Origin of the sequence: Weissella confusa (assembly GCA_041871065.1) — a bacterium.
In the GTDB taxonomy this organism is placed as follows: Bacteria; Bacillota; Bacilli; order Lactobacillales; family Lactobacillaceae; genus Weissella; species Weissella confusa_A.
Window position 1 is genome coordinate 1565161 of record CP168942.1, and the last position, 26178, is coordinate 1591338.

The following is a 26178-nucleotide window of genomic DNA, read 5'->3' on the forward strand; positions in this document are numbered from 1 at the left end:
TTACTCTCCTATTTATTTTTGCCTAATCTTATTGATGAGTAGAAGATTCAGTTGTCGCGCTAGTTGCACTTGACGAACTTGAACTACTACTTGATGAAGATGACGAACTTGATGACACAGCATCAGGGTTCTGTCCCTTCGAAATGTAAATCAACAGCATCTCATTAGATGTAATCTTCGTGCCTGGGGTGATAGATTGCGCCACAATTTGATCCTTACTCATACTATCTGAATAAATCTCATTATACGTGACACTGATGCCGTTTTCATGAGCCCAAGCATCGACCGTTCCACGCGTCTTACCACTAAAGTCTGGCACTGTGTAACGGCTTACCCCAGTTGATACCTTGAATTTAACAGTTGTCTTTGATGGTACAACCTTGTCTTCGGCATCGATATTTTGCGACACGATGTAACCGGCTGGAATCGTATCATCGGCAACCTCAGTCTGTTCAACTGTGTAGCCCTTATTCTTTAGGTTTTCAGCAACCGTCGTGTACTTCTCGTTGACGTAATCACCAAAGCGAACCTTAGCGACACCCTTAGAAACGACCAAATCCACCTTCTTACCGGCTTCAACTGTCTTGTCAGCTGAAGGCGTTGATCGCACAACCTTACCACGCGCAATGGTTGACGAGTTAGTCGTCGTCACATCACCGAGCTTCAAGTTATTGTCTTCAAGAGCTTGCTTGGCCGCAGCTTGGGTTAAGCCACGCAAATTAGGCACGTGCACCTTGCTTGGTTGCATCGCCCCATAAATTGCTAAACCAACGACCATGGCTACAACGAAACCGAGCACCAGCCATACAAAACGCCATGGTGAGCGCTTCTTTTTCGGTGCGACCGTTGCATCAGGTAGCGGTGTAACCTTATCAGCTAACTGGTCGTCCGTTTCAGCAACCGCCTGTGGTCGCTTGGCTGCCATATCTTGAATTTGCGCTAATGGCACAACCTTCGTTGCCCCATCGGCTGCATCTTCATTCGGATCAACCCAGCGCGCCTCATCCACGCGATTAGGTGACAGTGCCGTCGCTAAATCACTAGCCATTTCAGTTGCAGATGCATAACGACTAAGTGGATTCTTGGCTGTTGCCTTGAGAATCACGTTTTCAAGTGCCTGTGGCATTCGTGGGTCAAAGTCACGAATTGATGGCATCGGATCTTGCGTGTGTTTAACCGCAACCGCAACCGCCGTTTCACCATCAAATGGCACATGACCCGTTAACATCTCATACAGCATCACCCCAAGTGAATAGATATCGCTTCGAACAGTCGCAATATCACCCTTCACTTGTTCAGGGGCCATGTAGTGCACTGACCCAATTGCCGTATTCGTCTGTGTCATCCCAAATGACGTCTGGGCACGGGCAATCCCAAAGTCGGTAATCTTTGCTTGCCCATTCAGGTCAATCAAGATGTTTTGTGGCTTTAGATCACGGTGCACAATACCGTTTTTATGAGCTTCAGCAACACCTGATAAGATGTCGCTCATAATTTCGATGACACGGGTCACCGGAATCGGTTGGCGTTCAGCGATGTAGCGCTTCAAGTCCATCCCTTCAACATATTCGGTTACCAAATATTGTGAACCACCATCTTCACCGTAATCGTACACTTGAATAATGTTTGAATGTACCAAAGCAGTTGTCGCTGAAATTTCATTTTCAAAGCGACGACGTACTGCCTCGTTATCACGCATATCAAGACGCATCAATTTAATTGAAACATCACGATCAAGAATAATGTCGTGGGCGCGATAAACGTTCGCCATCCCGCCTTCGCCTAATGGTTCGACAATTCGGTAACGTCCGCCAATCATTTGATTCATTTCCATGTTAGCGTGCCTCACTTTCTTGTCGGCCGATCAAGACTGTGACATTGTCTGATCCACCAGCTTCATTTGTTGCACTAATCAGTTCAGCAACTGCATCAGTAATTGTCGGTGCGTCATTAATCTTAGCCAAGATTTCCTCATCCGACACGTGCTTTGGCATGCCGTCAGTCGTCAAAACTAGCATATCACCTGGACGGGTTGCGAATTCAAATACATCCGGTTCCGCCTCTTCAGTGACACCCAATTGACGCGTAATCACGTGACGACCAGGGTGCTTAACTGCCTCATCTTCAGTAATCGCACCACGGCGAACCAACTCACTTGCCAAATTATGATCAACCGTCAATTGACGCAATTGACCCTCTCGAATGAGGTAAGCGCGTGAGTCACCCAAATTAGCGACAACTAATTGATCAACCAAAATAACGGCAATTACCAAAGTCGTTGCCATACCGCGCAACGTACGGTAACGATTAGCCGTCGTTAAAATTGTTTCATTTTCTTGGGCCGCCTGACTTTGTAGCCAGTTACGAGCCGCGACAATATCATGAATGTCGGTTTGTTGCCACTCATTACCAATGTGCGAAACCGCCATGGTTGCAGCAACATCCCCACCGTTCTCGCCTCCAACGCCATCAGCAACGATTGCTAGCTGTGCGCCAGCTTCGTTAATGAAGACGCCCACGTAATCCTGATTGTCGGCACGAACACGACCAGTATCGGACGCATACGCAATTTTCATAAAAATAAGCCTTCCTTTCAGCGGTTACTTGTTAATTAGGCTTGCTTCTTTTGCAACGTTGCAATGAAGAAACCATCAGATTCAAAATCATCTGGGAACATGTGAACCATGCCACGATCGTCACGTGCATCTAAGTCGTAGGCCGTGTACGTTGGTACCAATTCGAAATCTGGGTGCTCAGCCAAGAACATGTCAACGACATCTTCGTTTTCTGAACGCAAAATCGTGCAAGTACCGTAAACCATACGTCCACCAGCCTTTAGCTTAGGCGCAGCTGCTTCCAAGATGCCCAATTGAATCTTTTGCAAGCTCAAGCTGTCTTCAATACTCTTATCGTATCGAATTTCAGGCTTACGACGCAATAGGCCAAAGCCAGAACAAGGCGCATCAACCAAAATACGGTCGAATTGTCCGTCCGCAAATGCCTCATCAACCTTACGGGCGTCCAACGTACGAGCGTTGATACGATCAGCCACGTGCAAACGTTCGGCGTTTTGATTAATCAAACCAACCTTGTGATCGTGAATATCTAGCGCTTCAACGTGACCACCTTCAGCCGCGTTCAAATACGTTGCAATTTGCGTCGTCTTACCACCAGGGGCAGCCGCGGCATCCAAAACTTGGTCATCAGGTTGAATGTCTAAACTAGGGGCCATCAACATCGCTGATTCGTCTTGCAACGTCACCAACCCGTCCTTAAACGCTTGTGAGCTGGCAACGTGGCCACCGGCAAGGAGCAAAGCATCCGGCGTTACCTTTGAAGGTGTGACCGTAAAGCCTTCTTCTTCCAAAATCTTCGTTGCATCGGCAACCGTCGTGACTGCCAAGTTTACACGAGCTGATTGCGCAGGCGCGTCGTTGATTGCCATCGCAATACGTGACGCCTTCTCCCAGCCCAACTCTTCCGTCAATTGGTTAATCAACCAAGTTGGCAATGACGCCTCAATTGACAAACGCTCAACCTTGTCAGTAATTTCGTCAAATGAGCGCACACCTTCACGGTCAATCGCGTGAAGCACACCCGTGACAAACTTACGAACCCCATCGTGACCGCGACGCTTGGCGATGTTAATCGCTTCGTCAAAGATAGCGTGGTTGGGCACCTTGTCCAAGAACTTCATTTGGAAAAGAGACACATACAACAATTCGCGAACCCATGGATCCAACTTTTCCGGCTTCTTCACAAATGGCGTCAACCAGTATTCCAAGGTCATGCGACGTTGAATAACACCGTAAACCATTGTTGTCATCAAGTGAACGTCACGTTCATCCAATTCAGCTTGCTTAACCGTATTGTTCAGTTGCAAGTTTGAATAGGCACCATTACGAATCTTTTCAAGTGTTCGAATGGCCATTGCACGTGCATTGTGCAGCTCCCATTCGGCAACTTTATTACTACTTCCCTTGCTCATCGGTAATCACCATGTCTCCTTCTTCGAACTTAGCGTGTCCATTTAGATACGCCGTTACGTCCATCTTTGGCTTACCAGCTGGTTGCAATTCATCGATTGCAATGATGTTGCCATCCCCAGCAGCTAGCCACAAATCATGCTTGCCCTTCTTAACAACCGTTCCGGCTGGTGCCGTTGTTGTTTCGTCAATCAAGTGGGTACGTTGAATCTTCGTGCGTACACCGTTAATCGTCGTGTGGGCAATTGGGAATGGGTACAAACCACGCACATGGTTGTGAATCTCACGTGCTGAACGGCTGAAGTCCAAAATTTCTTGTTCTGGTGAAATGTTTGGTGAGAACGTCACGTCTTCTTCAGCTTGTGGTTCAGGTTGCACATCCCCAGCAATCAACTTAGGCAACGTCTCCATCAACAAATCACGTCCCAATAGACTCAACTTGTCGAACAACGTACCTGTGTTATCGTCATCCAAGATAGGCAACGTTGCACGTGAAATCACATCACCGGCATCCATCTTCTTCACCATGTACATGATTGAGACACCTGTCTCAGCATCGCCGTTAAGCACAGCGTAGTGAATAGGTGCGCCACCACGATACTTTGGTAGCAATGATGCGTGGACGTTAATCGCCGCAATTTGTGCTGCTTCCAACAACTTGGTTGGCAAGAATTGGCCGTACGCTGCTGTAATCAACAAATCTGGTTGCATCGCAATGACTTCAGCCATTTCCTCTGAGCCAGAAAGCTTTTCAGGTTGCAAGACCTTAATGCCTGCATCAACGGCTGCTTCCTTTACTGGCGTTGGCGTCATTACACGCTTACGACCAACTGGACGATCTGGTTGCGTCATTACGGCCGCAACCTCGTAGTCATCATTTGCAATCAATGCATTCAAAATTGGCACAGAAAAGTTAGGGGTTCCCATAAATACAATCTTAGTTGTCATGTTGCCAGTCTCCTTTTTATATGTATGAGGCACAAAGCCTCGTTTGTTTGCTAAATAAAGTTCACTGGGTCGCGATCAATCGTTAAGGTGACACCTTGTTTTTGTAGTCGTTGTCCGGCTGAAACAAGTTCCGTTAACGCTTCTTCTAACCCATCGTCATGCTTAAACTTAATCACCATACGGTAGTAGTACTTATTCTTCAAACGTGCGATTGCACCGGTCGAAGGGCCAAGCAAAACTGAGTCAGATGCCAAGTGGCGCTTGAGCCAGTTCGCTGTCTGATAGGCAACCTTGGCTGCCTCATCTTGACGTTCATGGGCAATCTTAATTTGCACCGTGTAGAAGTATGGTGCGTACTGCCAAGTATGACGTAGATTCATTTCTTGTTTGTAGAATGACTCATAGTCCTGCGTCTTGGCCAACTGAATGGCATAGTGATCAGGGTTAAAGGTTTGGATAACCACTTCACCTTCCTTATCAGCACGTCCTGCACGACCAGCCACTTGGGTAAGCAGTTGGAAAGTACGTTCAGAAGCACGATAATCCGGCAAACCAAGCGTGGTATCAGCGTTTAGCACACCGACCAATGTGACATCTGGAAAATCCAGACCCTTGGCAATCATTTGCGTTCCCAACAGGATATCCGCCTTTTTCTCACCAAAATCATTCAACATCTTATCGGTCGCACCCTTACGACGCGTGGTATCAACGTCCATACGGATGATGCGCGCGTCAGGCATAATACGTTGCAATTCTTCTTCAACCTTTTGCGTACCCGTACCATAAGGACGGATACGATCAGAACCGCAGTTGGCACAAGTTGTTGGGATTGGTTCGCTGTAACCACAGTAGTGGCATTCCAAACGACCCGTGTCCTTGTGCACCGTCAAAGCCAAATCACAGTTCACACAACGTGGCGTATAACCACAGTTGCGACACATCATGAAGTTTGCATAGCCACGTCGATTCAACATCAGGACACTTTGTTCTTGTTTGTCCATGCGGTCGCGGAGTTTCGTTAATAATTGTGGTGAGAAAATATCATCCCCACCAGCCTTCATCGCTTCACGCATGTCCACAACGTCCGCCTTTGGCAACGGATTGTGCAACGCACGCTCCGTCAACGTTAGCAATGTATATACACCACGTTGGGCACGCGCACGACTTTCCAACGATGGTGTTGCTGACCCCAGTACAACCGTTGCATTGTGATACTCGGCACGCCAAAGCGCGACATCGCGAGCGTGATAACGTGGATTTTCTTCTTGCTTATAGGTTGCTTCGTGCTCCTCATCGATTACGATAAGACCAATATTTTCCAACGGTGCAAAAATCGCTGAACGTGCTCCCACAACCACTTGCACTTCATGACGTTCAACACGACGCCACTCATCATAACGTTCGCCATCTGACAAACCTGAGTGCATCACCGCCACATTGTCGCCAAAACGTCCCTTCACACGGCGTACCATTTGTGGCGTCAACGTAATTTCCGGCACCAACATCAAGGCTGTCTTACCATTGGCCAACGTGTGGGCAATGCTTTGCAAGTACACCTCGGTTTTTCCTGAACCGGTAATACCTTCTAGCAAAAAGGTGTGATTCTCGGCTTTATTCAAGCTAGCCGTAATGGCATCGTAAGCAACTTCTTGCTCTGGGTTTAACGTCAAAGCTTCCGTTGCAGCTACCGGGCTACTCAAACGTGGCAATCGATATTCTTCAATTTCGGCACGCGTAATCCAGCCCTGTTCCTCAGCTTTTTTAATCGTTGGATAGTCAAGATGTTGTTCATCAATAACAGTCTTGATTGGCATAAAGTCCCGTGGAGCCGTCATCAAAAAGGTCAACAAGCGCGCTTGCTTAACCGCCGTCTTACGTAACTGACGACGCTCATTATCATAAAAGTCAGCGTCTTGGGTCGGCTTCATCGCCAAGACTGTTTTCGCCGTGGCACGATTATCCACGACATAGCCAACCTGTAGAACACCCTGTCGTTGCAAACGTTGCAACTTTGGCAATAGCGCTGGCTCAATTTCATGTTCGTCAAACGGAATTTCAGAACGATCCGCAAATAGCAACGCAACGGCTGCATCATCCGCAATCGCATCTGAGTCAACCAGTTGTAACGTCTTTGAATACTTAGCGCGCATCACGTTAGGTAGCATCGTTTGCAACACGCTAATCCGGAATGAAAAATTCGTTTCGGCCAACCAGCCACCTAGTTGCAACAATTCATCATTCAAAACTGGGGTTAGCTCTACAACGCTATCAATTTCCTTCAACTTGTCAGCATCTTCAGCCTCGTTGAGGATGCCAACGACGAACCCCTGAATCAAGCGATTTCCACGGCCAAATGGTACAACAACCCGCATACCATCAACGACAACATCTGCTAACTCAGCCGGAATACGATAGGTATATGGCTGGTTTGTTTGCATTGCCGGTACATCGACAATCACTTGTGCATACATGTAATATTTTCCTTTCATCTGGTCTCTATATTCAATAAGTCTAAAATTTGCTCACTCTATTTTACCAAACTTAGGCAAATCCCCCTAATGACGCCCGATACGCTTTATATTTCCTTTGGTTTTACACCAACAAAAAAGGTCAAGGTATTGTCACCTTGACCAATTTTCAATTTTATTCGCGTTGATTTTTAAATCTTGTCATCGTTAGTTTCACCGCTTCATGCATGAACACATCTAATTCGGCAAACGATGGTGGCATTTGCCAAATAAATAAACGTTTGTTCGGTGCAAGCGGCATTAAATGGTCGGCCAATACAGCGTCGGCAATCGTTGGATCATCAATATAATCAATGTTCAACTCGTATCGACGGCGTAGCAATGACTCAATCTCTTGTTGTAATCCCGGATTATCAAATTCAAGCATAATCGTCATCTTTGGAATCATCACATCACGACTGATAGCGTGCAAAAAGACGTTATAGAACATCGCAAATAAACGTGAACGTATCTCGTGACTTTCAACCCCAAAATGTTCCCGGATGCCATCAAATACTTGTTCCGTAAAAAGCTCATACTCCGGTAGCAGGGAATGTCGTGGCATCTGATCGTCATGCCCGCGATAATCAATCTTGTATAAGAAATAAACCGCAATCATTGCTCGGTCAAGATTAGTCTTAATATCATCCTCGGTGTCCGCCGGCATCAACGTTCTAAACTGACGCAAGTACTGTTGCTTAATGATGTCGATAATGCCGTTGTAGAAACGGAAATAGTGACGGTCCGCATTCGCCACCGAACTCGCCTGCAAAAAGCCATTACTAATCAACGCCGTCATGCCATATCGGATTTCACGATTTAGATGTCCCGGTGTAATGTTAGTAAACCCTTCCGCCATTTGCTTTACTTTGTCATACACCGCTGCCATTTGTGGATTAAAATCGGGCGTATCAACTAGGACATCAAAGTCATTGTCGCGGGGGATGAAACAGGCAACGCCCATACGTGCGACCCAAACCGCAACGGTAATCGCCATAATGTATTTGCGCCGGACTGGGAGCTTTTTATTTTGTGAAAACTCATAGTAACCAATAATTCGTTGGACGCATTGCATGGTTTCTTCGTCGAAATAATTTCCCAAATCATCGACTGTATCCGTCGCACCGAAAATTAATCGCTCATACATGATGCGCAACACGGTCTCATTTCCTTCAAGCCGATTCGCTGAATTTAGACGAACCCCACTCGCACCCAGACGTTTATTTAATTCGTGCTTGTCTTCGTTCAAATGATTTAAATTCGCACCTGTCTTTTTCGCAATCTCATTTAACGAAAACGGCCGATCCTTTAACGTCGCAATCAATAGTTGAAAAGCATGTGACTCTAGCGTGTACTTACGCTCCATTCTGACCAAACTCACGCTGTAGCCGGGCAACCAATGAATGATGCGTGTATCGGCATCGTACACCAGTTGGATGTGACGAGGAATATGGTTTTCTTTTTCATCCGCGATCAGTTCCGTTACTAACGTTTCGGTCATGTACTTTGACCAGCCAAAATGGGTCTCAATTTCTGCTAACGTCATAAAACTGCCACTGCTTTGGTATAAAAAGCGGAACAGTTGCAACTTCTTATATTCGCGTTTCCCTAATAACCATTCCATCACGAAACTCCCCTACTTGCGCTAATTTACTTGAAATAGTAGCACAAGGCGTCATGTAACCTCGTGAAGAAAGATTGAAAAAAAGACCTGATTCAGTAATATCAGGTCTTTTGTACTATTCATATTTGTGTTTAAGCTTCTGGCGCGTTGCTCAACGTCCAAGTCAAAGTTGTTGTGTACGTGTCAGCCAAAGCAGCGTTGGCTGGAACTGTCAAAGATACACCATCGTCAGTGTGGTTCGTTGTGTCAGCCGTTCCTTGGAATGAAGCGAAGTAGTTACCAGGCATCGTCCCTTGCTTAGCATCCATAACTGTGCTGTTCTTATCAGACAACGTGTTCGCTTGGTGCGTAATCGTTGAAACATCCCCATTTGCCAATTCGGTAACAGCTGGGTCAGCCAACTTCAATTGAGCCCCCTTCAAAGTTGAACCCTTAGTTCCGATGAAATCGCTGTCTTGCTTAACTGACAAGTTCCAACCAGTTTGGACGGCACGCTTGTCTGAAACTTCAGTATAAGCTGGAATAAACTTGCCGTTCTTAGTTGCCAATTGCTTAGCAGCGTATGATTCTTGCTTTGAGCTGATCGTGTGTGAATCAAAGTCAAAGTCCGTTGCCCAAACCAACTTCAACAAAGCCTTTGAATCGTTTCCGTTGTTACCTGGTTGGTCAGGCGTGTCTGGGTTTTCTGGGTCAGTACCAGGCGTTACTGGCTTGTCTGGGTTTTCCTTAGGTGCTTGGAAGGCAACCTTGGCATCAGTCTTCGCCGTGTTGTCCGTGTAAGTTGCTGCAAATCCAGTTGATGATACCATCAACGTTCCCAAAATTGCCGTCGTTGCCAAAAATACAGTCTTCTTCATGATAGTTTCCCTCTTTCCGTATATATCAAAAATCCCAAAATTTTTCTCATTACCATGTCTTGTTTGGCGGGGCATGGTAACCCACTTTTACCCAATTTGTCATTTATGCTGGTACCGTTCCTAGTGTCCAAGTAATTGTGCCGTGATAATCTTTTCCCGCTTGGGCTTGTTGCGCTGGCTTCGTAAATCGCAGCCCAACCATGCCCGGGTTAGCGTCATTAATCGTTGTTTCCGTAATGCCGTCGGTCGATTCGTTTGACTGATTGGCAATTTCTGTTTCGCCATCGCTGTTAATCGTGAATTGTCCGCCTGCGAGCTCCAAGGTTGGCTTGCCGACCATGAAGTCTTGATCCAACTTGGCTGTTAGTCGCCAATTGCGGTTGGCCATGGTCGCATCTGTATGGGCAACATATAGGCTGCCGTGCACGCTTTTGGCATACTTTGTGGCGTTTCCTTGGTAGTACTTATCGCCCACTGTAATCGTGCCAAAGTCCATCTCGTCTGGCGCAAATACTTTGAACATGCCCTTGTAAGTGACTGTTTTGTCCAACGTTTCAGTGGCGTTTTGATCAATGGCGTCCCAATGGAACGTTGTCACATCTGGTGTATATCCTTTAACTTCCGGCGTCTTCACGTCTTGCCAAGAGGCCGGCGTTTCCAACTTCACTTGGCCTGTGTATTTATCAGTTGTCCGTATGAGTTGAATGGTTTGCACGTTATCTTTTTGTAACTGTGTAGCTGGCAATCCTTGATAGTGAACCGTGCGCTTGTACGTTACTTGTTCGTCACTTGTATCGTGGGCCACATGAATGATGACCGGTTGGTTCGTCACATTATTTTGATCATCTGCCGTAACGGTCCCAACGTTATTTTCCAAGTGGACGATGTGCGTGTTCACTGGTACTAGGTTCTTCAAATCTGTGATCGCGTAGTTGAAATCTTGCCCAATCACTACCGGCATCGTCGCATCGGCTAGCTTGTTGTTAGGGTCGGTATCATCGACCAGTTGGACAGGTAACTTACCCGATACCGCATCATAACGAACTGTGATGACATTTTTTGAAGCATCTTCAGTTGTTGTGATGGTGCGGTCGGCAGCTGTGCCAGCTAGTGTGGCGTGGGGGATGCTTGGTGCAATCCAATTTTCTTCACCGCTTCCAGATACCGAAATCTTTGCACCAATGATGCTGTCGATTTGCGCATCGTCGGCAAGTCGGTTACCATCTTTGTCGACAAAATGTACTGTCGTCGTCGTTGTGTCATACGTTCCTTTGATGTCGTTTAGGCTAAGATAACTTTTGTCATAGTAACCATTTCCTTGAACTGATGTTAACAAGCCGATGTAGATACGAGATACCGTCTTTGGAATATCGGTCGTCGCTGTTAGACCATCGCTGCCCGTGTAAGTAACCTGGCGTGTCGTTGCGTCATAATTAACGTCGTATTGTTGATCAATTGGCTTTGCTGACCAGTTACTCGTCGTAAATTTTGTCTGCTTGGCTTGATTTTTAACCCCCGCAATCGTCGTTCGCACGAAATTGTAGTGATCCATCTTATTGATTCCCCAACCCCAGTTAACTGGCCCATAGTATGTTTCACCAAAGGCTTGTGTCCCAAACGTTGTCTGCCATGCCACGTCTTTGGTGGCATATCCAGCATTTGATTTCACACCGCCGGTTTGTACACTTGATAGCTTCTCGGCACTAGCGGTGGACAAGGCAACTCCCAAAAAGTCACTTGTATACAAGTAATTGTTTTTTGAGGTGATGTAGCCGTGCGTTTTCAACGAAAAGTCGCGGTCTGTGCGCAATGGTCGTTCAAATGCTGCCGATGAAAATCCGTAAGCACCACCATCTGCTTCACCATTCAACATTTGCCAGTCGCCAACTCCTTTGCGGAAAGTCGGCGTTGGAAAAGATGCCGAGTGCGTTGGCGTCGTTCTGACAACCGAGTGCTTATCATCAAACGTCTTTGCATCAGGCGAAACGTTTTTAGCGGGGATGTGATCACCCGGTTGTAAGGTCGTATCATCCGCGAATGCCATTTCAACCGACATACTCAACAATGCTGCAACACCAATCAACACAATCAGTGGTTTTATTAAGTTATTAGTTTTGATTACCCTCATTGTTGGTTACCTCACTAACGCTCATTTGCAATCGACGCAACTCCGCTGTGCGCTTACGATCGCGTCGTACTAAGAAGATGATTAGCAAAATCAAGAGAATGACTGCCAAAATCATCAAAGCGATTTGCCACCATACCCAGTGGCTGATTGTGACATTGCGTTGGTTCATTGTGCGGGCTTGATTAGCTGCAACGACAAACGTTTGCTTGAAATGCCAGTGACCTTGCTTGGCCGTTAAGTCGATGTCAGCCACGTACTTGCCCGGCTGCAACTTTTGCCCATCCGTCATCATCATCGTGTAATCGAAGTGGCTGTTTGGTGCGACCTTCTGATCCTTTTTATCTTCAGATAGAACTTGCTTGTGATCCTTAGCCGTGTAGACCACCGCATGTGACTTCATGTCAGTGATGAATGCCGGTTGATCGTTTTGCAAGCGGGCTAGGATGGCCGTGCGATAGTTCACCGTTGCTGGACGAACTTGGTGCATACGCAAGTTTGGTGTGACCGCATCATCTGATTCGTGTAGCACAACCCCCATGTCGTAGGCGTAACGGTTGCGAATTTGAACCCCAGTATTTTGTGTCTTACCGGCTTCAGGGTCGGTCACAAACGAGATACCACCCACTGCGATACCGTTAAATCGTTGACTTTGTACCAACAACTTGGCGCTGACTTTGATGGTACCGTGTGCTGGAATTGTCACACTCTTTGGTACCGTAATCATGCTGCCGACGTTGGCAGTCATTGATTCGTCTACTTTGATCTTGTTCTTACCATATTCGATGACCCCATTATCATTGGTGGATGCCGGATTAGCACTCATGTGAACAAGCATTGGCTTATCACCGTCATTCATCAATGTCATCTCTAGGTTTTGTTCTTGTCCTGGTTCGACCTTCAAGTCGTAATATCCAGTCTTTGTATCAATTTGTGATGCTGGGAAAATTGGATCAACGCCGAGGGCACTATTATCAGCAAAGGCAGTTGTTGCAACTTGACTCATGCCGAATGTCAACGCAGTCGCTAATGCAATTTGTAGCTTTCTCTTCATGTCTCTTTCCTCCTCTTCCTTACACATAGAAGTTTAGCAAAGCCACCATCGTTCGGAATAACTACCTTAGAATGGAGTAGATACGGCGTGATACAAAGATTATTTTTTTGAGTATTTAAAAAACATTTACGAAAGTCGTTATGCGTTTTTCCGGTTTATCGGATTTAAAACACAAAAAAACGACCAACCTCGCGGATTGTGAGATTAGTCGTTTATTGTGTTAGGTTTGAAATATTGGTTTCACGTTCAACAGCTTATATTACTTCGTTGGAGACGCGTTCAACGTCCAAGTCAAGTTCGTGCTGTAATCACCAACCAAAGCAGCGTTACCAGGCACTGACAATTGGATACCTTGTGAGAATCCCTTATCGTCAAGCTTGTCTCCAAAGTTTACTGAGTAAGTACCATCCAAAGTACCGGCTGGTGCTTCCATGACCTTTTGTTCTGTCAAAAGATCATTATCTTTTGCAGTACCGGCAAGCGTGTTCATTGGCTTAACGTTAGTATCATAGTAGTTAAGTTGCTTAAGTTGAAGTGAGGCACCCTTCAAAGGCGTCGTTCCCTTCATAAATTGTTGATCTTCCTTAACGTGCAAAGACCAGCCGGCTGCCGTTCCACGTTGATCAGAAACTTGAGCGTATGGTACGAATCCAGAGGCATCCTTTTCAGTTTCTTGACCACCCCAAACTTGGTTGCTAGAACTAATTTCGTGTGTTCCGAAATCAAGGTGTGGCGCCCACAAAATGGCAAGTGCACCTGGGTGAGTGTTTCCACCTTCACCTGGTGTCTTGGGATTGTCAGGGTTTGATGGATCAGGGATGAAAGGCTTATCAGGGTTAGTTGATGCCTTAGTAAAGTGTACAACTGCAGGACTCGTAGCAGTTGAGTTACCGTTTGCGTCCATAATCTGCCGGTGCTGTTGGCGTGGTGGCATCAGCAAAAGCTGCTGATGAAGCAATCATACCACCCAAGATGGCGGCAGTTGCCAAAAATACAGTCTTCTTCATGAGAACTATACCTCTTTCTTTAAAATAAAAATTTAAAACTCCCCATGATTTTTTACGGGGCATGGACCCCCATTTTGACGTCTTTTATTAAGCTGGTCCGGTTCCTATTGTCCAAGTAATAGTTCCGGAATAGTCTTTATCTCCAGAATTCCAATCAATATGTTGATTTCTTAAACCGTTGAATTTCAATGAAAATAGTTGCTTGAGAGCATCCGGATGACCATTATATTTTGAACTATCGACTATTCGATAGATTCCTTTTTGAACCAGGAGCGTATCATTAACTCTCGTATAATCGAACAAATCCGTTTGTTCAGTACCATTCAATTCTTTTCCAAAGATAGTGAGCGTCGGTGAGCCAATCATAAAGTTATCGTCCATATTGACCTTTACATGCCACTTCACATCTTTTTTCGCAGGATCGGTATTTGCAATATCAAGATCACCCTTCAGATTTGCTGCTCCTTGTTGAGCGGCTCCGTCAAAAACTATATCCCCGTAGTGGACAGTTCCGAAATCAATCGCAGGCGCATACAACTGTAATGTTCCCCCGTATTTAACAGTCGTAGATTCAAATAATTGAGTTTTTTCATCAATAGTCTCTTGACTATAGTTAACAGATTCTTGATTTGGCACATATCCCTCAACTTCAGGACTTTTAATATCTTTAAAGTTCTTTAAATCAAAAGTTGGCTTATAACTTGCATCATTATTTTTTAAATATTCATCAATTGTTTCTTTCACCTGATAAAGATCAATTGCATCTGCTGGGGCTGCGGGCGTTCCTGTTAGGCCGTCATCGAAGACGTAATGAACCTTACGAGTGAAATTTAAGGTAGGGTAGTCCATGTGGTGCTCCACATGAATAATGATTGGCGTATTGTTGTCATTAATTGTTCCAGATGGATTTTCCAATGACTTTACATCAACGCCCTTTGGCAGCTCAACGTGGTCAATAATGTTCGTAGTATCGTAATCGTACGAATCTCCGTATGCATAATTTTGATCATTGCCAGTCTTAGACTTCACTGCCATACCATTTTTGATAACAGGTGAATCTTTTTGGGTATCATCAACAACCTTATATGGCAAATTTTCAACAGCGGCATCATACTTTACATTGATAATGTTAGGTGTCGAACCGTCATCTGCCAGTTCCTTGGTAACAATTGTTCTGTTTGCTCTTTCTGCTGCACTATTATTTAACGTTGCGTGCTCAATGTGAGGCGCAATGTAATTCTGTCCATTAGCTCCTACGTCATTACCTGAGACCGATAAGTGTTCACCGATAATACTGGTAATAACGCTCTTCTTCCCGAGAGAGTAATTTGATGACCCCGGATCTACATTTTCATTAACGTAGTTAACATCTGTCTTAGTTGTTGCATATGACCCTGAAAAATTCGAAAAATTGATACCACCATCATCAAGATCTCCATTTCCTGCATTAGTAGTCACAGCACCAATATACAAATGCGAAACATGGTCCGGAAGCTGTAGAGAAACTGTTTTAGATTGCTTTGGAACAGAAAATGTTATGACGCCTGGCTGACCATCATCTGAGTGCTTATAATGAACGTCATATGTTTGGTTAATAACTTTTTTTGCAAACCATCCCGCCCAAGTTGGTCCTGTTTCAAACTGATTAATTAGTTGGTTAGATTGCACACCATTTTGTGAGGTACGGACCACGTTCTGGTGGGTGGTATCTCCACCCATGTCAGCATACACACCAAATACTGACTGCCATTTTGTGTTTTCATTCGCGTATCCAGCATTCTTGTGAAAGGCGACTACCTGGTTTTTAGCCATGTGATCAGGATTATCTGTGGTTAGTATCACACCCATAAAATCTGAATTGAAACTCATATCGTCGCTCGAGTGCAATTCTAGTTGAGCTTCAAAATTGAAGTCTTTCGACAAGTCAAAAGGACGATTAAAAGCTACTGTTGCACTACCATTATCCGTATTCTTACCCTGAGCCAACCGCCATTTATGTGATGAAGAATCATAAGTTGGTTTATCAAACGGCGTAATTGAACTCGCTCTCCTACTATCAGGAGTTGCGTTATCCGGATTAAAGTCATCTGGATTCACGGTAATATCGTCGGCAGTTTCATCTTTGCCTACGGTCAATTGCTTTGCAGGTTTAGCATCTGCGTTTGTAACTGGAGTGGCTCCAACAAACGGAATAACCCCAAAACCTAGCAACGTTGTAGTTAACAGTGTTGCACTTAACGTTTTAAATTTTTTCATTATCACTCACCTCACCGTACACCACTCTTTAGACGGCGTAGTTCAGCGGCTTGCTTTCGATTACGTCGTACTAAGTAGGTAATCAACAATACTAATAACAAGAATGCCAACAAGAGTAGAAGTGTTTGCCACCAAGCGAAATGACTAACCGTTACGTTTTGCTTATTAATGGCGTGTGCCTTTTGTCCTGAGACATCAAAGCTTTGCTTAAAGTGCCAGTGCCCTTCATTAGCGGTTAAATTAATATCAGCCACATATTTACCTGGCGCTAACTTTTGACCATCCGCAAACATCATTGTGTAATCAAAGTGCGTGTTTGGTGCCACCTTTTGATCACTTTTATCTTCTGCCAAAATTTGTTTATGAGTCTTGGCATTATACACAACGGCATGGGATTTCATGCCAGTAATGAAGGCAGGCTTGTCGTTCTGTAACCTAGCCAAAACAGCCGTGTGATAGTTAACCAATGATGCACGGACTTTATGGATGTGTAAGTCTGGCTTCACAGAATCATTAGACTCATGCAAAACAACCGCTACATCATATGCATAACGATTTCTAACTTGCATACCAGCAGACTTTTTCTGATCCTTATCTGGGTCAGTCACAAATGAAAGGCCTCCAACTGCAACACCATTAAAGTGCTCTGGTTGAACTGCCAATTTTGCCGAAACCGTTGTAGAAGAATTTGCTGGAATAGTTACTTCTTTTTGGATTGTAATCATCTGTCCAACATTGGACTTTAACGAAGCATCTGTCTTGATGTTATTTTTTCCATATTCAACAACACCGCTATCATTTGTCGAGGCTGGATTAGCGCTCATATGAACACGTAGTGGCTTTGAACTGCCATTCATCAATGTCACTTGCAAAGTTTGTTCTTGATTAGGCTGCACATTTAAGTCGTAGTACCCTACTTTAGGATCAATTTGACTTTCGGGAAAAATCGGGTCAACTCCAAGCGCACTATTGTTTGCAGAAGCCGTCGTACCGACTTGGCTGACACCAATGGCTAGGGCGACTGCTAATGCAAGTTGTAGTTTTCTTTTCATTCTGACATCCTCCTCTTTCCTTCTTCATACAATAACAAGAGGATTGAGCGCTCTGTTCATAACCGCTTTAAAGGGCGTTGTGAACAGAGCCTTTTAACTCTTTTTAATTTATCTAAAAATACAATCGCTAATATTTTCAGTGTCCTTTTCACGGGCTAAAAACAAAAACGGCATAGCTTACTCGTCAGAGCAGGCTATGCCGTTTAACTTTCGCATATAAAAAAGTGAGTCCGATACGAATATCAGACTCACTTTTTACTATTTATTATTGTTCGTTCTTCAACGTTTCAACGTCACGAGCAATCATGATTTCTTCGTCAGTTGCGACCTTCAAAACCTTAACTGATGAATCGTCCGTTGAGATGATCATCTCATCATCACGTTGCTTGTTTTGTTCTTCGTTCATCTTGATACCCATGAAGTTCAAGCGCTTGATGATTTCTGAACGCAAGTCATCGGCGTTTTCACCGATACCAGCCGTAAAGACAATAGCATCAAGACCTTCAAGCTCCATGTAGTATTGACCGATGTAACGAACAACACGGTCAACGAACATTTGGATAGCCAATTCAGCGTGCTCGTTAGTATCACGAACAGCCTTCAAGTCACGCATGTCAGCTGACAACGTTGACACACCCAACAAACCTGACTTCTTGTTCAAGATGTTAAGCATTTCGTCGTTAGTCAAACCTTCGCGCTCTTGGATGTAGTAAACCAATGAAGGATCAACATCACCTGAACGCGTAGCCATCATAACACCTGCCAATGGTGTGAATCCCATTGACGTATCCAATGACTTACCATCCTTGATAGCCGTAATTGAAGCACCAGCACCCAAGTGCAATGTCACAATCTTCAAGTCTTCCAATGGCTTACCCAAGATTTCGGCAGTGCGGGCTGCAACGTAACGGTGTGACGTTCCGTGGGCACCGTACTTACGTGCACCATACTTCGTGTAGTACTCGTATGGCAAAGCATACAAGTAGTTCTTACGAGGCATCGTTTGGTGGAATGCAGTGTCAAATACAGCTACTGACGTGGCGTTTGGCAACAACTTTTGGAATACACGGATTCCCATTGCGTTGGCTGGGTTGTGCAATGGTGCATAAGCAGCCAAGCGGTCAATCTTGTTCAACACTTCGTCATCAACGATAACTGAGTGGTTAAACCACTCACCACCGGCAACGACACGGTGTCCAACACCCGTGATTTCGTTCAAGTCAGCAATGACTTCGTGTTCCTTAAGTTGTTCCAATAGCAAGTTAATGGCAGCCTCGTGGTTGTCGATGTCTTGAATCAACTCAAACTTCTCACCGTTGAACTTCAACGTGAAAATTGAATCGCTCAAACCGATTCGTTCAACTTGTCCCTTTGCAATTACCTTTTCTGCTGGCATCTCAATCAATTGAAACTTCAATGATGATGAACCGGCATTAATCGCCATAGTCTTAGCCATGTGTACTTGTCTCCTCTTTTCCAAACGGAATTGTTCAATATCTGCAGATTAGTATATCACAATTTCTTATGAATATCTTGTCAACTATTTCGGACGTGTGTCAGTCGTACGACTACGCGTGTAGCATGTGGTTCGCAGTCATCCATGCCGTCATCTCTGTCACGAAATCTTTGTTCTCTGCAACGTTCGTCAATTCTGGTGTTTTTGCCAACATAACTGGCGTTGCTTGGATAGCATCCCCCCCGGCACGTTGCAAAACTAAGATTGCCTTGGCAGCAGCCTTGTTTGCGAACAGCTTGTCTGGGAATTGCAACAAAGCCTGGAAGTACACGTTTTCTGATTGCAAGTACTTCAACAATGATTGGGCTTGTTCCGTCTCAAATAGATTTGCTGGCACAATGATGGCTGCCATGCCACCTGGTCGCAAAGCGTTAACAGCTTGTTCAATCAACAAATGGTGTACATAAGTCAAACCATCTTCAGCGGTCGTCGCAAAGTGACTTGGCACTTCAGCCGGATAGTAACCGACTGGCAAGTCAGCCACAACAACATCTTGATCAGTTGGCAACTCACTTGCCACCGCGTCGGCCAATGTTAATTGCCAGTCAAAGCTAAGCAATGCTGCCATACCGCTGGCAACCGTTAACATGGTGTCGTCATTTTCGATACCGTTGATGGTCATCGTGTTGCCTTGTTGGGCAAGAACTTGTTGCACAGTGGCCAACAAGTTTCCAGTTCCAACCGTCAAATCAAGTAGCTTTGTCGCCGTGTTCTTGGCTGTAAATTGCTCAGCCAAGAAACCAACCCACATGCCAATCGCATCTGGGGTTACTTGATAGTTAGCTTGCAAACCATCTTCACGCATTGTTGCAACCAAAAGCAATTGCAAAACTTGGCGCTTCAATTCAACAGTCATGCCATCAAATGCTGCATCGTCAATCATCGCAACAATTGCCGTACGTTGTTCTTCTGAAAGGGTTGCCCACTCTTCATCTTCTTGGTTCAACATCACTTCAAACATGACAACCAACGCTTCAATTGCTGCCATATCCAAGGCGTCAGCAATTTCCTTTTGGGCTGCCTGTAAATGCTTTACTGCTTTTTCAATTGTCTCAAACATGCGCTCACCTCTTTTTTATACTAACTAACAGTGTAGCAGGTTTCAGCTGTTTCTCAACAATTCTAGGGCTTTACTGGACGATATCGTGGTATCACAACGCGATGTTTCTCAGAAACAAGTACGACTTCTTTTAAGTCATCTCTTTCAATGACCGATGGATAGGTCGTTGTGTTACGTGGCATAACAGGCGTTTCTGGGTTGGCCATTAAAAACTGCACGGCTTCTCGTCGCTTTGTCCAATTTGTTATCACTAGGTGTCTAACTTGTTGTTGTCGGGTTTGTCCCGCCACCCAAAACGTAAAGCCACTCAAGCAAAGCAACATCAACATTAACGTATGGGCTAACAAGCTTCCCTGCCGCTCATTCATAAAAGGTTATCTCCTGTGTTACGCTAATGCCTTCTTCAAATTCAACGGTCATTTGCACACGTTGTTTCGACAATTGGACAAACGTAACCTTGCGGACCTGATTTAGATACCTCATGTTTCCACCTTGATCTGTTCGCAACACGAGCACCTTAGGTCGGGTACTAAAATAGTATTTTTTGTTCGTTATTTTGCTATATAAAATCAATTGTCGTTTAAAACACGTCTTTAGTGTCAGCCCTGTTTCTGGCGCTTCCAACGACATTATCGTCCGAGCGACCTGCGCTTCACGTTGTTGGTTGTAATTACCCTGGTACTGCTGTTTTAGATTCGTCATCACCAAGCAAAATAAACTTAGTGCCATACTAAAGACCAATAAAGCCACAAGTGTTTCGGCTAGGGTGAAGCCCCGTCGCTCAGCCATCGTTGTTGTTCCTCATAATATTGTCGACGCGCTTCTTTCATTTGTGTCTCTTCTGCCATCCGTAGACGGTTGAAATATTGAATCGTTGTCACAATCAGGCAAGCTGTCATCGTCGCAAGCAATAATGACACGAGTGCTTCTGACAACAACGCGCCTTTACGTCTCAACATGATAAGTTCCGCCTCCCAATTGAAAGACAACATTTCGCCTTCGCATTGTTTCCTTGTTATAGAGTGAAAAGCTGGTTGGCGCCATCGTGAAAACTTGACAGCGAATCATCTTTTCACCGCCAAACCAATTTTCGGGTACTCGAACAATCTGGCCATCAACATTCACATAATCTTTCTGTACCTGAATATAGAAGGCTTCATTTCGACCGACCTGTTTTTGACGCGCAACCATGAACGCTTCGCTAAATTCACGTTCAAATTTCGACCAACTCTGTTTTTCGGGCCTTACCATAAAGGTAAAGCTGGTGACTAGCATGCCCATAACGCCTAACACAACAATGCTTTCAATTAGAGTAAACGCCGTTCTACTTCTTGCCGGCAACAACTCGATCTCCCTTTAATGCAATGGCTGCTTTATCAATTTGTGCCAGTTGACCTTCTGACAAATATTCCTTATCGGCCAAATCCTTCAAACTAGCTGGTGCACTACCATTTTCATTACGGTACAAGTCGACTTGTGTTTGAACAGTCTGTACCAACGCTGTTTGTTGCTTACGTTCCGCGAACGCACGCACATGGTTAACGTTTGGCAAGACCAGCAATACCAACAGGCCAATAATAAAAACAGTTGTGACAACTTCAATCAATGTGAATCCCTTACGCTTGTTTTGATTTACCATGTCATTAAATCCCCCATATTTTGATACATCGGCATCAACATCAATAGATATAAACCGACAACAACTAAGCCAATTACACCAAAGCATAATGGTTGAATAATCAATAAATAACGACTAATCCGTCGTTCTAATAATTCAAATTTTCGTTCAGCCAGTAGTTGAAACTCCCGACCAATATCTTGTTGCTGCTTGCCCTTTGAAAACAACAATTCGCTTTCCCGGGGAAGCAACGGTACCTTTGCAACAAACTCAGCAATGCTTTCTCCTGCTGTGAGTGACTTTTCGGCCAGTCGACTCACATCTTTTAGCACGCCACCTTCATCTAAACTTGCAAAGCGCTTAACAATTACCGAAAAACTCACGCCACTTGTTAACAGCAATCCCAATTGTAATGAAATTTGATAATCCAAACTCAATCGTACGACCGGCCCAATTAATGGCAAACGCCGAATCACCACCAATCTCTGTAGCCAAGAATGTCGGCGCCACCAAGCCCACCCGGCAACACTGACGCCAATAAATGCAGCCACCATTACAAACAGCACAATCGGTAGTCCAGGCAACGTTGGCAATGTCATCCCCATGTTCGTAAACTCTGGCAAGAGGAATTGCATAAAGACTGCAAATATCACAGCTAGCAAACCAAACAGTACAATCGGATACAACAATAGTTGGCATAACTTTTGAATTTGTTGCATACGTCGCCTTTCACGGCTACCAATTTCAGCTAAAATATCCATCAAATTGCCATGCACAACGGCGAAGGCTAATTCACGTCGGATTTCTGCTCGCACATGCGGTGTAACTAACTGATAAAAATGGCGTCCTTCGCGCAGACCAGCAATGATTCGTTGCAAATCCCGCCGTAATTTAGGCAACAATGATTCCAATGCGATTAGTGCCTTTTCCAAGTCATAGCCAACGCTAATCAACTGCGCCAATGTCTCAAAAAAATCTACTTGCTCTGCTTTCGACCACCGCTTATTCCGCATGCCACTCAGCCATCCTTTCTTGCAAGTCAGCGCCAGTCAACACGGCTAAGTCTGCTGCGACGCCATCCTCAGTTATGACTAATTTTTGATGAACCATGCCCGTCATGACTTGGCGCAACGTCCCGGCCGGCACTCCAAAATCACGTAAGCGATGCCAAATGCCCAGATGCGACATTGCATGAATCGTACTGATAATCAAGTGGCCACTCAGAGCTGCTTCAACCACAATTTGCGCCGTTTGGGCATCTCGAATTTCACCGATAATCATCACATCCGGATGATGACGCAAGGCAAGCTTCAACAAATCTGGATAATCCATCTGGGCCGCCTTATTAACCTGCAATTGCAAAAAGTTTGGTTGCACCACTTCAACCGGATCCTCAATCGTTAGCACAATTTTCTCTGTCAAATACCGATAGGCTAAATAATGGAGCGTTGTCGTTTTTCCTGACCCCATCTGACCGGCCAACAAAATCAGCCCAGCACCACTCGTCATTGCCTCGTCCACGGCGGCCACATCGCTTTGAGCCGTTAATTGGATATGCTGGTCATCAACAGCGAATATCAGGCGCACAACAATTGATTCACGGTTCAAAAAATCTCCCACACTAGATATCCGTAAATACAGTTGTTCCTGATCAAGTAAATAACACCATCGGCCAAGCTGCGGACGTCGCGTCTCACTAATATCCATTTGGGCTTCGAATTTAATGTGGCGAATCAAGGCTTCTCCATTAGCCAAAGTTAGGGATGCCAATGGTTGAATCCCGGTTGCTGTGTAACAAAACACCCGATAGCCTTCTTCACCAGGCATCACGTATAAGTCACTTGCTCGCACCTGGGCAGCCGTCTGCACTAACGACGCAAATTGTTTTTGAACGCTCATGTCTCATTCACCTCCTTCGAAAAGAAAGAGTGAAAAGCGACGCAATTTTCCAATTATTTTTTGACTTGTTTTATTTCATAGATTTAATGACAACAAAAAACGCGTGATGCACAAGGCATCACGCGTTAGATTTTGTTTATTAATTAATTGCCAACGAAATGAAGTTAAGCAAGAACAGAATAGTCACAACCCACAAAATTGGGCTGATTTGGTTGAACTTGCGCTTCACACTCTTGATCAAAACGTAGAAAATGAAGCCGGCAGCGATACCGTATGAAATTGAGTATGAGAAGGCCATGAAGGCTGATGTAAAGAATGCCGGAATGGCAATTTCAATATCATCCCATGTAATCAACTTAAACTCATTCATCATCATAATACCAACCACAACCAAAATTGGTGCTGTTGCGGCAGATGGAATCACGTTAACCAATGGCGCTGCGATAATAGCAAGCAAGAAACCAATTGAAATGACAACTGATGTCAAACCAGTACGTCCACCAGCCTTGATTCCTGCTGATGCTTCAATAAATGTCGTCGTGTTTGAAGTACCAAAAATACCCGCAAACATCGTTGCAAACGTATCAGCAACCAAACCACGATCCATCTTTGACTTGAAGCCCTTACCTTCGTAGAACTCCTTTTGGTCAGCTTCAGAGAAGATACCAGTCGTCATACCAGTTCCGATAAACGTTCCAATGGCATCAAACAATCCTGACAATCCCATTGAGAAGACCGTCAAAACAACAATCAAAACGTGCTTTGGTGACGTGAACATTGACCACAACCCATCAGGTCCAAGGGCTTGACCAAAGATTGAGCCAAAGTCGTGGAACGTTGATGAGAATGATGCCATGGCATCAATGTGTGTGTTTGTCACACCCATTGGAATACCAATGACAGTTGTAATCAAAACAGAAAGCAAGAAGGCACCAGGTACGTTAGCAACAACCAACAATACCAAAATAATCAAACCAATCAAGCCCAACAAAACTGCTGGTTGTGCAAAGGTTGAGATTGATGGCGTCGTCCCACCATTCGCTGTGATGCTCTCAATGACCTTGGCACCACCACCTTCAGTAAATGGCTTACCATTCAACGTCATGATGTTTTGTGGATCAACCAAGAAGTTCAAGAAGCCAGCGTTCTTCAAACCAATGTAGGCGATAAACAAACCGATACCAGCAGCAATCGCGTGCTTCAATTGGTCAGGGATAGCCTTCACAATCATTGATCGGACCTTCGTCAATGTGATAATCACATCAACCAACCCAACCAAGAAAACCATTCCCAATGCTTGCTTCCATGTGTACCCAAGTCCGAAAACAATCGTGTACGTGAACATGGCTTGCATACCAATTGATGGTGCCAATGCATATGGCAAATTAGCAAAAAGTCCTGTGATAAGAGTTCCCACAACGGCTGTCAAAATTGTTGCCAAGAAAACTCCCTGACTTGGCATTCCTGTCATAGACAATACTGATGGGTTCAAGAAAATGATGTATGCCATCGCAACGAATGTTGTAATACCGGCAATCACTTCTGTTCGAACTGTCGTATTGTTCTCTGACAACTTAAAAAAGCGTTCTAACATGCTTATCTCTCCTAATAAAAAATCCCGTATCATTACGGTTCGCCAAATGATACAGGAAAAGAAAACGACGCCAAAAGTAACTACTCTCGGCGTCGTTAACGGTGTCAGGCATATAGCTATACCAGGCACGTTTTGTTCCGAGTCTGTGGCGAAACACGTTAACGACTCAAGTTATTAATAATTGTTTACTACTTTATCGCTTTTTGTTCACATCGTCAACTTTTGCGCCTACAAAAAAACCGACCAAAATTTGGTCGGTTTTTCATGAGATGATTACTCAGCAGTCGTGAAGACAGCTTGTACGTCATCGTTTTCTTCAAGTTCATCAACCAAGCTAGCCAATGATGCTTGCTTATCCTCAGGCACTGCCATTGGGTTTTGTGCAACCATCGTAACTTCGTCGTTGACCAAAGTGTAACCCTTTGCTTCCAAAGCATCACGTACTTCTGGGAATGACTTAGGGTCCGTGTAGATTTCGAATTGGTCATCGTAAGTCTTCATGTCTTCGGCACCAGCCTCCAACATGTCTTCAAACAATTGATCTTCATCGATATCGTTGTCTTCAGTACGCTCGATTTCAATGTAACCCTTACGGCCGAATTGGAATGAAACTGATCCAGTCGTTCCCAATTCACCACCGAAGTGCTTAAACGTTGAACGAACTGAAGCAGCCGTACGGTTGATGTTATCAGTCAAAGCTTGAACCAAAACGGCTACACCGGCTGGTCCGTAACCTTCGTACGTCAACTCTTGGTAGTTAGCGCCACCGGCACCAGAAGCCTTATCCAAGGCACGTTGGATGTTATCCTTAGGCATGTTAGCTGCCTTAGCCTTGTCGATAACCAAACGCAATGAAGCGTTTGAGTCTGGATCTACACCGCCAGCCTTAGCTGCCGTGTACAAATCGCGGGCAAGCTTTTGGAAGATCTTACCACGCTTTGCGTCTTGGGCGTTCTTACGTCCTTGAATGTTATGCCACTTACTGTGTCCTGACATTTCAGAAACCCCTTTTCATTCGAAAATTTATCGCTTAATTTTAGCACAATTCACTAGTGCTTGACTAGTAGATTATAGC

22 protein-coding genes are annotated in these 26178 nt (G+C 44.8%); all 22 read right to left on the reverse strand.

The window, feature by feature from the left end; translation table 11 throughout:
* Window positions 1–28: 28 nt before the first annotated feature.
* Window positions 29–1834, reverse strand: a complete 1806-nt coding sequence (gene pknB, locus ACAW68_07645; protein ID XGA15350.1) for a Stk1 family PASTA domain-containing Ser/Thr kinase — start codon at window positions 1832–1834, stop codon at window positions 29–31.
* A 1-nt stretch (window position 1835) separates the two neighbouring features.
* Window positions 1836–2576, reverse strand: coding sequence for a Stp1/IreP family PP2C-type Ser/Thr phosphatase (locus tag ACAW68_07650; protein XGA15351.1), 741 nt, complete (start codon window positions 2574–2576; stop codon window positions 1836–1838).
* Between the two features lie 35 nt (window positions 2577–2611).
* Entirely contained in the window at window positions 2612–3988 is a 1377-nt protein-coding gene (rsmB, locus tag ACAW68_07655) for a 16S rRNA (cytosine(967)-C(5))-methyltransferase RsmB (protein ID XGA15352.1), read from the reverse strand.
* Window positions 3972–4934: a methionyl-tRNA formyltransferase gene (gene fmt, locus ACAW68_07660; protein ID XGA15353.1), complete on the reverse strand. Its 963-nt coding sequence runs from the start codon at window positions 4932–4934 to the stop codon at window positions 3972–3974. Before fmt ends, rsmB begins: the two co-directional genes overlap by 17 nt.
* Before the next feature lie 50 nt (window positions 4935–4984).
* The gene (gene priA, locus ACAW68_07665) at window positions 4985–7405 is read right to left on the reverse strand and encodes a primosomal protein N' (GenBank protein ID XGA17015.1); all 2421 of its coding nucleotides are present in this window, start codon (window positions 7403–7405) and stop codon (window positions 4985–4987) included.
* 172 nt (window positions 7406–7577) lie between these two features.
* On the reverse strand, window positions 7578–9065 hold the full coding sequence (locus tag ACAW68_07670) for a helix-turn-helix domain-containing protein (protein XGA15354.1): 1488 nt from the start codon (window positions 9063–9065) through the stop codon (window positions 7578–7580).
* A gap of 131 nt (window positions 9066–9196) precedes the next feature.
* Entirely contained in the window at window positions 9197–9922 is a 726-nt protein-coding gene (locus tag ACAW68_07675) for a WxL domain-containing protein (GenBank protein ID XGA15355.1), read from the reverse strand.
* Between the two features lie 103 nt (window positions 9923–10025).
* On the reverse strand, window positions 10026–12050 hold the full coding sequence (locus ACAW68_07680; GenBank protein ID XGA15356.1) for a hypothetical protein: 2025 nt from the start codon (window positions 12048–12050) through the stop codon (window positions 10026–10028).
* Window positions 12031–13101, reverse strand: a complete 1071-nt coding sequence (locus ACAW68_07685) for a DUF916 and DUF3324 domain-containing protein (protein ID XGA15357.1) — start codon at window positions 13099–13101, stop codon at window positions 12031–12033. The genes ACAW68_07680 and ACAW68_07685 overlap by 20 nt, the downstream gene beginning before the upstream one ends.
* Window positions 13102–13360: 259 nt before the next feature.
* Entirely contained in the window at window positions 13361–14035 is a 675-nt protein-coding gene (locus ACAW68_07690) for a WxL domain-containing protein (protein XGA15358.1), read from the reverse strand.
* 160 nt (window positions 14036–14195) lie between these two features.
* Entirely contained in the window at window positions 14196–16364 is a 2169-nt protein-coding gene (locus ACAW68_07695) for a hypothetical protein (GenBank protein ID XGA15359.1), read from the reverse strand.
* Between the two features lie 11 nt (window positions 16365–16375).
* Window positions 16376–17416 carry a DUF916 and DUF3324 domain-containing protein gene (locus tag ACAW68_07700; protein XGA15360.1) on the reverse strand — a complete coding sequence of 347 codons (1041 nt, stop codon included), beginning with the start codon at window positions 17414–17416 and terminating at the stop codon, window positions 16376–16378.
* Between the two features lie 265 nt (window positions 17417–17681).
* Window positions 17682–18872, reverse strand: a complete 1191-nt coding sequence (locus ACAW68_07705; protein ID XGA15361.1) for an acetate/propionate family kinase — start codon at window positions 18870–18872, stop codon at window positions 17682–17684.
* Between the two features lie 112 nt (window positions 18873–18984).
* Window positions 18985–19992 carry a class I SAM-dependent methyltransferase gene (locus ACAW68_07710; protein ID XGA15362.1) on the reverse strand — a complete coding sequence of 336 codons (1008 nt, stop codon included), beginning with the start codon at window positions 19990–19992 and terminating at the stop codon, window positions 18985–18987.
* Between the two features lie 360 nt (window positions 19993–20352).
* Window positions 20353–20781, reverse strand: coding sequence for a competence type IV pilus minor pilin ComGF (locus ACAW68_07715; protein ID XGA15363.1), 429 nt, complete (start codon window positions 20779–20781; stop codon window positions 20353–20355).
* Window positions 20754–20951 carry a hypothetical protein gene (locus ACAW68_07720; GenBank protein XGA15364.1) on the reverse strand — a complete coding sequence of 66 codons (198 nt, stop codon included), beginning with the start codon at window positions 20949–20951 and terminating at the stop codon, window positions 20754–20756. The genes ACAW68_07715 and ACAW68_07720 overlap by 28 nt, the downstream gene beginning before the upstream one ends.
* A complete protein-coding gene (locus ACAW68_07725) occupies window positions 20938–21333 on the reverse strand; it encodes a type II secretion system protein (GenBank protein XGA15365.1) in 396 nt (131 codons plus the stop codon). The genes ACAW68_07720 and ACAW68_07725 overlap by 14 nt, the downstream gene beginning before the upstream one ends.
* Window positions 21317–21631: a competence type IV pilus major pilin ComGC gene (locus ACAW68_07730; protein XGA15366.1), complete on the reverse strand. Its 315-nt coding sequence runs from the start codon at window positions 21629–21631 to the stop codon at window positions 21317–21319. The genes ACAW68_07725 and ACAW68_07730 overlap by 17 nt, the downstream gene beginning before the upstream one ends.
* The gene (locus ACAW68_07735; protein XGA15367.1) at window positions 21625–22623 is read right to left on the reverse strand and encodes a type II secretion system F family protein; all 999 of its coding nucleotides are present in this window, start codon (window positions 22621–22623) and stop codon (window positions 21625–21627) included. Before ACAW68_07735 ends, ACAW68_07730 begins: the two co-directional genes overlap by 7 nt.
* Window positions 22613–23509 carry a competence type IV pilus ATPase ComGA gene (comGA, locus tag ACAW68_07740; protein XGA15368.1) on the reverse strand — a complete coding sequence of 299 codons (897 nt, stop codon included), beginning with the start codon at window positions 23507–23509 and terminating at the stop codon, window positions 22613–22615. Before comGA ends, ACAW68_07735 begins: the two co-directional genes overlap by 11 nt.
* A 139-nt stretch (window positions 23510–23648) precedes the next feature.
* Window positions 23649–25103 carry an NCS2 family permease gene (locus ACAW68_07745; protein ID XGA15369.1) on the reverse strand — a complete coding sequence of 485 codons (1455 nt, stop codon included), beginning with the start codon at window positions 25101–25103 and terminating at the stop codon, window positions 23649–23651.
* A 273-nt stretch (window positions 25104–25376) separates the two neighbouring features.
* Window positions 25377–26099, reverse strand: a complete 723-nt coding sequence (locus ACAW68_07750) for a YebC/PmpR family DNA-binding transcriptional regulator (protein ID XGA15370.1) — start codon at window positions 26097–26099, stop codon at window positions 25377–25379.
* Window positions 26100–26178 lie beyond the last annotated feature (79 nt).